General features: G+C 69.8%; 11 protein-coding genes and 1 pseudogene. 4 read left to right on the top strand and 8 right to left on the bottom strand.

Going from position 1 to position 11758, the window contains the following annotated elements; genetic code table 11:
- The coding region (gene guaD / locus ACESL7_RS07170; protein ID WP_372892632.1) for a guanine deaminase at positions 1–1095 on the top strand (1095 nt) is incomplete at its 5' end.
- A gap of 115 nt (positions 1096–1210) precedes the next feature.
- Here guaD and ACESL7_RS07165 read toward each other — a convergent pair.
- From ACESL7_RS07165 to ACESL7_RS07145, 5 genes are all read right to left on the bottom strand, one after another.
- Entirely contained in the window at positions 1211–2272 is a 1062-nt protein-coding gene (locus ACESL7_RS07165; protein ID WP_372892631.1) for an ABC transporter ATP-binding protein, read from the bottom strand.
- Between the two features lie 2 nt (positions 2273–2274).
- Positions 2275–3123 (bottom strand): sn-glycerol-3-phosphate ABC transporter permease UgpE, encoded by an 849-nt coding sequence (ugpE, locus tag ACESL7_RS07160; protein WP_372892630.1) that lies wholly within the window; start codon positions 3121–3123, stop codon positions 2275–2277.
- Positions 3123–4001, bottom strand: coding sequence for a sn-glycerol-3-phosphate ABC transporter permease UgpA (gene ugpA / locus ACESL7_RS07155; RefSeq protein ID WP_372892629.1), 879 nt, complete (start codon positions 3999–4001; stop codon positions 3123–3125). Before ugpA ends, ugpE begins: the two co-directional genes overlap by 1 nt.
- Positions 4002–4063: 62 nt before the next feature.
- Positions 4064–5380 (bottom strand): sn-glycerol-3-phosphate ABC transporter substrate-binding protein UgpB, encoded by a 1317-nt coding sequence (gene ugpB / locus ACESL7_RS07150; RefSeq protein WP_372892628.1) that lies wholly within the window; start codon positions 5378–5380, stop codon positions 4064–4066.
- Positions 5381–5560: 180 nt separating this feature from the next.
- On the bottom strand, positions 5561–6058 hold the full coding sequence (locus tag ACESL7_RS07145) for an SH3 domain-containing protein (protein ID WP_372892627.1): 498 nt from the start codon (positions 6056–6058) through the stop codon (positions 5561–5563).
- 120 nt (positions 6059–6178) lie between these two features.
- On the opposite strand from ACESL7_RS07145, the gene ACESL7_RS07140 reads away from it, so the two are divergent.
- Positions 6179–7165: a 2-hydroxyacid dehydrogenase gene (locus tag ACESL7_RS07140; protein ID WP_372892626.1), complete on the top strand. Its 987-nt coding sequence runs from the start codon at positions 6179–6181 to the stop codon at positions 7163–7165.
- 713 nt (positions 7166–7878) lie between these two features.
- The gene (locus ACESL7_RS07135) at positions 7879–9279 is read left to right on the top strand and encodes a helix-turn-helix domain-containing protein (protein ID WP_372892625.1); all 1401 of its coding nucleotides are present in this window, start codon (positions 7879–7881) and stop codon (positions 9277–9279) included.
- Positions 9280–9358: 79 nt separating this feature from the next.
- On the opposite strand, the gene ACESL7_RS07130 is transcribed toward ACESL7_RS07135, so the two are convergent.
- From ACESL7_RS07130 to ACESL7_RS07120, 3 genes are all read right to left on the bottom strand, one after another.
- Entirely contained in the window at positions 9359–9595 is a 237-nt protein-coding gene (locus ACESL7_RS07130; RefSeq protein WP_372892624.1) for an HP1242/YdcH family protein, read from the bottom strand.
- 71 nt (positions 9596–9666) lie between these two features.
- Entirely contained in the window at positions 9667–10317 is a 651-nt protein-coding gene (locus ACESL7_RS07125) for a thermonuclease family protein (RefSeq protein WP_372892623.1), read from the bottom strand.
- A gap of 90 nt (positions 10318–10407) precedes the next feature.
- Complete coding sequence (locus tag ACESL7_RS07120; protein WP_372892622.1) at positions 10408–11316, bottom strand: DMT family transporter; 909 nt, start codon at positions 11314–11316, stop codon at positions 10408–10410.
- A 115-nt stretch (positions 11317–11431) separates the two neighbouring features.
- On the opposite strand from ACESL7_RS07120, the pseudogene ACESL7_RS07115 reads away from it, so the two are divergent.
- Positions 11432–11758: pseudogene (locus ACESL7_RS07115) on the top strand (site-specific DNA-methyltransferase); the annotation flags it as partial.

Genomic DNA, 11758 nt, shown 5'->3' with positions numbered 1-11758 from the left:
GGCTTCATCGACCCGCACATCCATTTCCCGCAGCTTCAGGTCGTCGCCTCCTGGGGCGCGGAGCTTCTCGACTGGCTGGAGACCTACACCTTCCCGGCCGAGGCGGCCTTCGCCGATCCGGCCCACGCCCGCGCGATGGCGGGGCCCTTCCTCGACCGGCTGGTGGAGCACGGCACGACCACCGCCGCGGTCTACTGCTCCTCGCATGCCGCCTCGGCCGAGGCGCTCTTCGCCGAGGCCGGGCGCCGGGACATGCGACTTGTCGCCGGCAAGGTGATGATGGACCGCAACTGCCCCGCGGGCGTGCGCGACACCGCGCAGGCTGCCTACGACGATTCGGCGGCGCTCATCGCGCGATGGCACGGGCGCGGGCGGCTCGGCTACGCGATCTCGCCGCGCTTCTCGGTGACCTCCTCGGCCGAGCAGCTCGCCGCGGCGGGCGCGCTCGCGGCCGCGCACCCGGACTGCCACCGCCAGACGCATATCGCGGAAAATCACGCCGAGATCGCCGAGGTCGCCCGCCTGTTCCCGGAGGCGCGCGACTACCTCGACACCTATGACCGCGCGGGGCTCCTGGGGCCGCGGATGCTGCTCGGGCATTGCCTGCACCTCTCCGGGCGCGAGGTGGCGCGCATCGCGGAGAGCGGGAGCCGCGCGGTCTTCTGCCCGACCTCCAACCTCTTCCTCGGCTCGGGGCTCTTCGACCGGGAGGGGCTCGAGGCGGCGGGGGTGACGACCGCCGTCGCCACGGACATCGGCGGCGGCACGAGCTGGTCGATGCTCGACACGCTCGCCGAGGGCTACAAGGCGCTCGCGCTCCGGGGCGAGCGGCTGCACCCCTTCGAGGCCTTCGACTGGGCCACGCGCGGCAACGCCGAGGCGTTGGGACTGGCGGATCGGATCGGCACGCTCGGCGAAGGGACCGAGGCGGATCTCGTGGTGCTCGACGCGCGCGCGACGCCGGCGATGCGGCTGCGGATGGACCGCGCCGAGACGCTCGCCGAGGAGCTTTTCGCGCTGCAGGTGATGGGCGGGCGCGACGCGGTGGCCGAGACCTATGTCGCCGGCCGGCCCCGGATCGCCGCCCGGACCTGAGCGCCAAGACGTTTCGCGAACGTCTTGGCCGGGGCGATTTTTCATCCGAAAAATCGCCATGCCGGCCCTCGCAGCGAGTGAAGAATTTTCCTGCGAAAATTCTTCGCTGTCCGGGTCAGCCGCCGACGGCGACGGGCACTTCGACCGCCGCGAGCGCGCGCCCCTCGGCGTCGAAGGCGCGCAGGCTGCCCGCTTCGGGGGCGACGGTCATGTGGCCGCCCTCGTGAACCTCGGCGGTGCCGTGCAGCCGAAGGACGATCGGGTGATCGTGCCCCTCGGGGATCAGGTGGACGAGCATGTCGGCGCCGAGCGCCTCGATCAGCCCCGCCTGCCCCGTGAGCCCGGCGCGCGCGGGCGTCAGCGCCTCGGGCCGCACACCGAGCCATTCGGTGCCCGCGGGCAGGCGCGCGCCGTGGGCGAGCGCGCGGCCCGCGGGGCTCTCGGCGGCGACGATGTTCATCGGCGGGGTGCCGATGAACTCGGCGACGAACCGGCTCGCCGGGCGGGCGTAAAGGTCCATCGGCGTGCCCATCTGCTCGATCCGGCCGCCGTTCATCAGCACGATGCGGTCGGCGAGCGACATCGCCTCCACCTGGTCGTGGGTGACGTAGATGAAGGTCGCGCCGAGCCGGCGGTGCAGCGCCTTGATCTCGGTGCGAAGCTCGGAGCGGAGCTTGGCGTCGAGGTTCGAGAGCGGCTCGTCGAAGAGGAAGGCCTTGGGATCGCGCACGATGGCGCGGCCCATGGCGACACGCTGGCGCTGCCCGCCCGAGAGCTGGCGCGGCTTGCGGTCGAGGTAGGCCTCGAGTTGCAGGGTGCGCGCGGCCTCGTCGATGCGGCGCGCGATCTCGTCCTTCGGCTTGCCCTGGTTCTTGAGGCCGTAGGCCATGTTGGCGCGCACGCTCATGTGCGGGTAGAGCGCGTAGTTCTGAAAGACCATGGCGATGTCGCGCTCGCCCGGCTCGAGGCGGTTGACCGCCTCGCCGCCGATCCGCACCTCGCCGTCGGTCACGGCCTCGAGCCCCGCGATCATGCGCAGGATCGTGGATTTGCCGCAGCCCGAGGGGCCCACGAGCACGATGAACTCCCCGTCGGCGATGGAGAAATCCACCCCCTCCACGGCGCGCACGCCGCCCTGGTAGGTCTTGCCGAGCGCTTTCAGGTCTACCGTTGCCATGCTTACTTCTCGCTTTCCACGAGGCCCTTCACGAAGAGCCGCTGCATCGCCAGCACCACGACCACCGGCGGGATCAGCGCGAGCATCGCGGTTCCCATGATGTAGTGCCAGACCGGCAGCGACTCGCCCGAGTTGGCCATGCGCTGTATTCCCATGACGATGGTGTAGAGGTTTTCGTCCGTCGTCACGATGAGCGGCCAGAGATACTGGTTCCAGCCGTAGATGAAGAGGATGATGAAGAGCGCCGCGATGTTGGTGCGCGAGAGCGGCAGCAGGATGTCGCGGAAGAACTTCATCGGACCCGCCCCGTCGATGCGCGCGGCCTCCACCAGCTCGTCCGGGATCGTCAGGAAGAACTGCCGGAAGAGGAAGGTCGCCGTCGCCGAGGCGATGAGCGGGATGATCAGCCCGTGATAGGTGTTGAGCATGTCGAGCCGGGTGATCACGTCGAAGGTGGGCAGGATGCGCACCTCCACCGGCAGCATGAGCGTGATGAAGATCATCCAGAAGAAGCCCATGCGGAACGGGAAGCGGAAATAGACGATCGCATAGGCCGCGATGAGCGAGATGGCGATCTTTCCGATGGTGATCCCGAGCGCCATGATCAGGCTGTTGAGCATCATCAGCCCGACCGGCACGCCGCCCGCCTCGGGCAGGCCGGTGGTGAGCAGGTCGCGGTAGTTCTGCCAGCCCTGATCGCCGAACCAGAGCGGGATCGGCGCCTTCGAGAGCGCGTCCGGCCCGTGGGTGGAGGCGACCAGCGCCATCCAGACGGGAAAGCAGAGGAAGACGACACCCGCGATCAGCACCGCATGCGTCAGGAAGGTGGCGAGGGGGCGGTTTTCGACCATCAGTAGTTCACCCGGCGTTCGACGTAACGGAACTGGATCACCGTGAGCCCGATCACGAGCGCCATCAGGATCACCGACTGCGCGGCGGAGCTGCCGTAGTCCTGCCCGACGAACCCCGTCTGATAGACGCGGAAGACGAGGATCGAGGTGGAATCCGAGGGCCCCCCGCTCGTCGTCGCGTGGATCAGGCTGAAGGTCTCGAAGAAGGCGTAGACGAAATTGATCACCAGCAGGAAGAAGGTCGTGGGCGACAGCAGCGGGAAGGTGATCGTCCAGAAGCGTTGCCACGGCCCCGCGCGGTCGATCGCCGCGGCCTCCATCATCGACTTGGGGATCGACTGGAGCCCGGCGAGGAAGAAGAGGAAGTTGTAGCTGATCTGCTTCCAGGCGGCGGCGACGGTCACCATCAGGAGCGCCTGATCGCCGTTCTGGTAATGGTTCCAGTCGTAGCCCATGAGGTCGAGCCAGTAGGCCACGATGCCGAGCGAGGGGTTCATCAGGAAGAACCAGATCACGCCGGCGAGCGCGGGCGCGACGGCGTAGGGCCAGATGATCAGCGTGCGGTAGAGCGTCGTCGCCTGCAGCACCCGGTTCGCGGCCACCGCGAGCGTGAGCGCGATCGACATGGCGAGCGCGGTGACGCCGACGCCGAAGACCAGCGTCGTGCGGAAGCTCTTGAGGTAGCCGGCGTCGTTGAACAGACGCGTGTAATTCTCGAGGGCGACGAACTGGCGCGCGAAGCCGAAGGCGTCCTCGATGAAGAAGGAACTCTCGATGGCGCGCAGCGCGGGCCAGAAGAAGAAGATCAGCGTGATCGCGATCTGTGGCGCGAGCAGGGCGTAAGGCACCCATCTGGACCGGAAGACGACGCGCTTCATGGAGGCTCCGGAAAAGGAAGGCCCGGCCCCGTGACGGGGCCGGGCCGTTGCGGTTCAGGGGATCAGCTGTTCGAGGCTTCGAAGCGGCGCAGCAGCTCGTTGCCGCGCTCGACCGCGGCGTCGAGCGCCTCCTCGGCCGACTTGTCGCCGGACCAGACCGCTTCCAGCTCCTCGTTGATGACGTCGCGGATCTGCACGAAGTTGCCGAAGCGCAGGCCCTTGGAGTTCGGCGTGGGCTCGTTCAGCGACAGCTGCTCGATCGCGGTGTCGGTGCCCGGCGCCTCCTCGTAGAAGCCCTGCTCCTGGCTGAGTTCGTAGGCGGCGGTGGTGATCGGAACGTAGCCCGTCTCCTGGTGCCACATCGCCTGCTGCTCGGGCTCGGAGAGGAAGGAGAAGAACTCCGCGGTGCAGGTGTACTCGGGGCTTTCGTGGCCCTGAAGCACCCAGAGCGTCGCGCCGCCGATGATCGAGTTCTGCGGCTCGTCGGCGAGGTCGGTGTCGATCGGCAGCATGGTCTGGCCGAACTCGAAGTCCTCGATGTCGGAGGCGAAGCCGCCGTAGTAGGCCGACGAGTTGATCCACATCGCCGTCTCGCCGTTCACGAACATCGAACGCGAGTCGCCGCGGCGCCCGCCGTAGGAGAAGAGGCCCTCCTCGCCCATCTCGGCGATGCGCGCGATGTGGTTCACGACGTGATCGTTGTTGAAGGTGAGCTCCGTGCCGAGGCCGGCGAAGCCGTTCTCCTCGGTGCCGATCGGCAGGTCGTGCCAGGCGGAGAAGGTCTCGATCTGCGTCCAGCTCTGCCAGCCGAAGCCGAAGGGCGATTCGACGCCGTTCTCCTTGAGCGCGCGCGCGGCCTCCACCACGCCGTCCCAGGTCGTCGGCACCTCGACGCCGGCCTCCTCGAAGGCGGTGGCGTTGTACCACATCACCGGGGTCGAGCTGTTGAAGGGCAGCGAGAGGAGGTTGCCGTCGGTGTCGGTGTAGTAGGAGATCACCGCCGGGATGTAATCGCTCTCGTCGAAGGCGACGCCCGCATCCTCCATCAGCTCGTGGACCGGGTAGATCGCGCCGTTGTCCCCTGCGGCCATCATCGTGGCGGTGCCCACCTCGAAGACCTGCACGATGTGCGGCTGCTCGCCGGCGCGGAAGCCCGCGATCGCCTGCGTCATCGTCTCGGTGTAGTTGCCCTTGTAGATCGAATCGACCTCGCAGGAGTCCTGACGGGCGTTGAAATCCTCGGCGAAGCCGTCGGTGATCTCGCCAAGCTGGCCGCCCATCGCGTGCCAGAAGTCCACCTTCGTGCGCTCCTGCGCGACGACCGGCGTGACGGCCGTGGTGCCCATCAGGGCGGCCGCAAGAATGGTCCTCGTCTGCATGTCTCGTCTCTCCCTCTGCCCGCGGCGTCGCGGGCGTGTCCGGTGTCTGGACGGTGCGCGACAGTCGCGCTCCCCGGGTGCGCCGTAGCCACGGCATATGACAGTTCGATGAACGCCGTATGACAAGGAAACGAAAGACAGCGACCATGACCAAAGGGAACCGCGCATTTTCGCGCCCCCTCAGTCGCGCAGCTCTTCCGGGGCGACGCCCCAGAGACCGGCCTTGCGCGCCCAGCCGCGATAACCGCCCGCCGTCAGGCGGCACCAGTCCGGCCGGCAGTCGCCGAGCCGTGCGATCACCCCGGCCTCGAGCTCTGCGGTCACCGGCGCGCGCACATCGGGACGGGCGCGCAGCGCCAGGCGGTCCTCCTCCACCGTGACCGTGCGCACGCCGGAGAGCATCGAGTAATGCACCCAGCCGCCCGCGCCTTCGCGGTCCTGCACGCGGCGCCAGTGCCCGTGCTCGGCCGTGATCCTGAGCGGGATGTTGCGGCGCACGAAGACCCAGTCGATGCGATGGGTGAGCGAGGGTCCGCGGCGCACGTTCGCCTCCGACGCCTTCAGCGAGACGTAGCGCGGCAACGGCAGATTGGTGACGGCCCCCCGCTCTTCGGCGGCGGCGGGAAGGGCGAGAAGCAGACCGAGCGCCAGCCCGGCCCGGCACAGGATGCGGCGCATGAAGATCACTGTCTCGACAGCCTCGGATGCTCTTTCGTCGGGCGGGGTTCTTGTGCCCCGGCCTCTCGCACGGCACTGTGCCACCACCGCCCCGGAGAGGGAAGCAGGAGGAGGACCCGCATGGCACCAGAGCGCCCGACTGTGGTCGTGACGCGACGCCTGCCCGCGCAGGTGGAGGCCCGCATGGGCGAGCTGTTCGACGTTCGCCTGCGTCAGGACGACACGCCGATGAGCCGCGAGGCGCTCGCGTGCGCGATGCGCGAGGCCGATGTGCTCGTGCCCACGATCACGGACCGTATCGACGCGGGGCTCATAGCGCAGGCGGGCGAGCGGCTGCGCCTCATCGCCAACTACGGCGCCGGGGTCGATCACATCGACGTCGAGACGGCGCGCTCGCGCGGCGTCCTCGTCTCCAACACGCCGGGCGTGGTGACCGAGGACACCGCCGACATGACGATGGCGCTGATCCTCGCCGTCACGCGCCGCATCCCCGAGGGCCTCGCCACCATGCAGGCGGGCGAATGGGAGGGCTGGGCGCCCACCGCCCTGCTCGGCGGGCGGCTCGCGGGGCGGCGCCTCGGCATCCTCGGCATGGGCCGCATCGGGCAGGCGGTGGCGCGGCGCGCCGCGGCCTTCGGCTGCCAGGTGCACTACCACAACCGCCGCCGCCTGCGCCCGGAGACCGAGGCCGAGCTCGGCGCGCGCTACTGGGAAAGCCTCGACCAGATGCTCGCGCGGATGGATATCCTGTCGATCAACTGCCCGCACACGCCCTCGACCTTCCATCTCGTCAACGCGCGTCGGCTCCGGCTCATGAAGCCCGACGCGGTGATCGTGAACACTTCCCGCGGGGAGGTGATCGACGAGAACGCGTTGACACGCATGCTGCGCGCGGGCGAACTCGCCGGCGCCGGGCTCGACGTCTACGAGCGCGGCACCGAGGTGGACACGCACCTGCGCGAGCTGCGCAACGTGGTGCTCCTGCCGCACATGGGGTCGGCCACGCGCGAGGGACGGCTTGAGATGGGCGAGAAGGTGATCCTCAACGTCAAGACCTTCGCGGACGGCCACCGGCCGCCGGATCAGGTCGTCCCCGCCATGCTCTGACGCCGCGCGGGTGCGCCCACGCTCCCCTGCCGTCCGGCATGGAAGCGCGCCGATCCGACCTCCGGCCCGAGGTGGCGCCGCAGAGTCCCTGGCCCGCTGTGGCGCCACCCCGGCATCGCAACTCCGTGGCGAGTGAAACGGGCCCTGTCGTGCTGCGATGACGCGCATGTGTCGATGGTGATCGCTGCCACGCGGAACACGGTGACTGCTCGTCCTGACGCATGGCGTTGCGTGACCGCTACGTCCGATGCTGCGGCCGGGATGGTGCAGCGTATGTTCCGCACCCCGCGGGAGCCGCCCATGTGTGGATACGCCCGGTTTGGCAAGGATGTCTTCTTCGGTTCGGAGCCGGGATCGAGTTCATCCATGTGTCAGGCCTTGGCTGCGCGGCGTCCCGGGGCCGCTGGGCGGTATGGTCGTACGAGGAGCGGGTCCAGATCACACACCTGGTCTCGGGCGATCGATGGACGGTACTGGGTGTCCCGCTGCCGACCGTCTCGGATCCTGTCCCCTTGCCTGCAAGGACGTCCCCGGTTCAATCGAGGGTCCCGATTGAACGCTGATTTACGGATGATGCGTCTCGAGTTCCGCGACGGCCGGATCTGCCGGCGGCCGGTCTACGGCGCATCAGTCCTCAAAGCCTTCGCCGCGTGGTAGGTATCCGTGAGCCCCTTGTGTCCTTCGTGTGTCCCGATGTTCCCTAAAGGAATCACATGACCGCATCGCACCGCCCCAAAAAGCTGTACGCCGGAGCCAAAATCCGCGAGGTGAGGCAGCGGTTCGGCCTGTCTCAGAAGGACCTGGCGGAGCGTCTCCAGATCTCGCTCCCCTACTACAACCAGATGGAGAACAACAACCGGCCGCTCTCGACGACCGTCCTTCTGGCGCTCGCGCAGGAGTTCGGCTTCGACGTGACCGAGCTCGGCTCCGGCGAGGCGGAGCGACTGGTCACCGACATGCGCGAGGCGCTGGCCGATCCGGTCTTCGCCGACGCGCCGCCGATGCAGGACCTGCGGCTGACGGCCTCGAACGCCCCGGCGCTCGCGCGGGCCTTCCTCGACCTGCATCGCGCCTACCGCGAGGTGCACGAACGCCTCGCCGCGCTCGACGAGGCGCTCGGCGGCGCCGAGGGCCGCGCCCGCCCCTCCCCCTGGGAGGAGGTGCGCGACTTCTTCCACTACTGCGACAACTACATCGACGCCGTGGACCGCGCGGCCGAGCGCTTCGCCGACGGCGCCGGCGACATGCGCGCCCATGCCGCCGACCGGCTCGCGGCCGCGGGGGTCACGGTCGATCTCGCCGACACGGAGACGCTGCGCCGCCACGACCCCGAGGCACGGCGCCTCACGCTCTCGTCCCGCGCGGCGGCGGAGACGCAGACCTTCCAGATGCTGTTGCAGCTCGCGCTTCTCACGCAGGACCGGCTGCTGGAGGCGACGCTCGACCTCGGGCGCTTCCAGAGCGAGGAGGCGCGCGCCATCGCCAAGATCGGGCTCGCCAACTATTTCGCGGGCGCAGCGATGATGCCCTACGCGCGCTTCCTGGAGGCCGCGCAGGGCACGCGCCACGATCTCGAGCGGCTGGGGCTGATCTTCGGGGCCTCGATCGAACAGGTGGCGCACCGCCTCTCGACGCTACAGCGACCGGGAGCGAAGGGCGTGCCCTTCTTCTTCGTGCGGGTGGATCAGGCGGGCACGATCACCAAGCGGCATTCCGCCACGCGGCTGCAGTTCGCGCGCTTCGGTGGCGCCTGCCCGCTCTGGAACGTGCACCGCGCCTTCGAGACGCCGGGCCGCTTCCTGCGCCAGCTCGCCGAGACGCCGGACGGCGTGCGCTACATCAGCCTCGCGCGCGACGTCTCGAAGCCCGGCGGACGCTTCGGCGCGCCGGTGCGCCGCTTCGCCATCGCCCTCGGCTGCGAGGTCGCGCATGCGGGCGCGCTGGTCTACGCCGACGATCTCGACCTCGGGAACGCCCGCGCCTTCGAGCCGATCGGCATCTCCTGCCGCATCTGCGAACGCGCGAACTGTCACCAGCGCTCGGTGCCGCCGCTCGAACGTCAGCTCAGGATCGACCCCGACCGGCGGGAGGTGCTGCCCTACGACGTGGGGTGAGCGGGCGCTCGGCGGGCCTCCTCGCGAGACGCGCCCGCACGGGCGCACCGAGCGGGGCGCGCCACCCGGCGGCCGGCCCTCAGTCCTTCAGATAGGCCGCGATCTCGTCCTTGAGCGCGGCGCGCTTCTTGCGCAGTTCCACCTCGGTCAGGCCGGCGACCGGCGCGACGTTGGTCTCGGCGGTGTGCACCTGTCGGTTGAGCTCGTGGTAGTCGTCGGCGAGCTTGGCGAAATGCGCGTCGTGCTGCTTGAGCTCGCTGATCCTGGCCGCGTAACCGGGGAACTCGTCGTGCAGCTCGTGCGGGGTGTGGGACATGCGGTCTCCTTTCGTGTCTCCCTGACCCTAGGAGGGCGCCCTGCCCCCGGCCTTGATCCGGATCAACCGCCTCAGCGCCGCGCGCGCCGCCAGCCGGCGGCGCGGGCCTCCCTTTCGGAGCAGAACCAGCGCTCGCCGCGGGGCTCGGAGATTCGGGTGCGGGCGTAGAACCGCTGCCCCGGCAGGTGATAGATGCGCTCCCCGTCGCGGGCGATGTTGCCCTTGATGGCGCAGCCCTCGGGGCGCTCGGGGTGCTCGGACCGGCGGGCCGCGCGCCGGTGGTCCTCGGGGCGCGCGATGCGCAGGCCATGCAGGCCGCGCCCGGCGGCGCGGGCGCGTTTCTCCGCCTCCACGTAGTCCATCGAGTAGCGCCGGTAGGCGAAGGCGAGCCCGGCGCGCACCAGCGCCGCGGCCACGTCCTCGCCGTCCGCTTCGCAGCGCGCGACGACCCGGCCATAACGGTCGCGGTCGCGCGCCTCGCAGCGCAGGACGCGCCCCTCGACCCGCGCGCGCAGCGCCTCGGCCGCCCAGCGCCCGCAATCGCGGACGTCGCCTCCGTCGCGGCAGGGCTGGCCCATCTCGGGGGCGTCGATGCCGTGCAGGCGCACGCGCGTCTCGCCGATCTCCAGCGTGTCGCCGTCGATCACCCGCGCCGGGCCGACCGGCGCGGCGCCGAGCGGTGTGACCATCAGGAGGAGGCAGAGCGAGAGAACCGCGCGCATGCCCCGAGTCCGCCACCGCGCGAGGCGTCGCTCAAGCGAAAAGTTAAGAAAAGGTTAACGCGCCTGCGGCCCGTGGCGCACGCGCCGCGCTCAGCCCTTGGTCTCCGGCCCCGCCGGCGTGATCGCGCGCCGTTTCAGCATCGCCTCGCGCCATGTGATGAAGCTGACGGCGCCGATGATGATCACCCCGCCCGCGACGACGAAGGGGTCGATCGCCTCGCCGAAGACCGCCGCGCCGAGGATCACCGCCCAGACGAGTTGCAGGAAGGTCACCGGCTGCGTCACCGTCACCGGCGCCGCGCGGAAGGCGAGCGACATGACGTAGTGCCCGGCCGTGGCGAAGAAGGCCACGGCGAGCAGGACGCCGAGCTCGGGCAGCGTCGGCGCGATCCAGACCGCGGCGGCGAAGGGGGCGAGGCCCACCGTCACCCAGACCGAGAGCATCGCCACCACGAGCGCCGGGTCGGTCTCGTCCGAGACGACCTTGGCCAGCAGATAGGACGCCCCGAAGATCGCCGCCGTGCCGAGCATCGCGAGATGCCCCGGATCGAGCTCGCGGAAGCCCGGCCGCAGGATCACCATCGCCCCGGCGAGCGCCGCGACGACCGCCCCGATGCGCCGGAGCGCCAGCCGCTCGCCCAGGAAGAGCGCCGCGCCCACGGTGACATAGACCGGCGAGAGGTAGTTCATCGCCGTCACCTCCGCGAGCGGGATGCGCGTCATGGCGTAGAACCAGAGCATCACGCCCACCGCGTGCAGCAGCCCCCGCACGCCGAAAAGCACATGCTGGCGCCGCGTGGGCCGCGCGCGCAGGAGCGGCCGCAGCGCCGGGAGCAGGAAGACCAGCCCGAGGAGATAGCGCAGGAAGGCCGACTGCGGCGCCGGCACCCGGTCGCCCAGGTATTTGACCAGCGCGGTGACCGCGACGAAGCAGAGCCCCGCGGCGAGCATCCAGAGCGCCCCCGCGAGAGGGCGCGTATCGGCGCGGGGCTCGACCATGGCGGGCAGAGGACCCCAAAGCGCGGGCGAGGGCAAGGGGGGCCTTGTCCGCGGCGCCGAGGTCCGTCAACGTCGTGCTAACCGTCACGCGCGACAAGGACGGCGGGAGGCGCGCATGGGCAATCACCTCTATTACGGCGACAACCTGCAGGTGCTGCGCGAGTCGATCGCGGACGAGTCGGTGGACCTGATCTACCTCGACCCGCCCTTCAACTCGAACGCCAGCTACAACGTGCTCTTCAGGGGGCCGTCGGGGAACGAGTCCGCGGCCCAGATCGAGGCCTTCGACGACACCTGGCACTGGACGGATTCGGCGGAAGAAGCCTATGCCGAGGTGCTGCGCTCGGGCAACGGGGCGGCGGCCGAGATGCTGCGCGCCATGCGGTCGTTTCTGGGCGAGAACGACATGATGGCCTATCTGGCGATGATGGCCGTGCGCCTG

This window comes from Rhodosalinus sp., assembly GCF_041685465.1.
Classification (GTDB): Bacteria; Pseudomonadota; Alphaproteobacteria; order Rhodobacterales; family Rhodobacteraceae; genus Rhodosalinus.
This window is presented reverse-complemented; position numbering and strand designations above follow the sequence as displayed.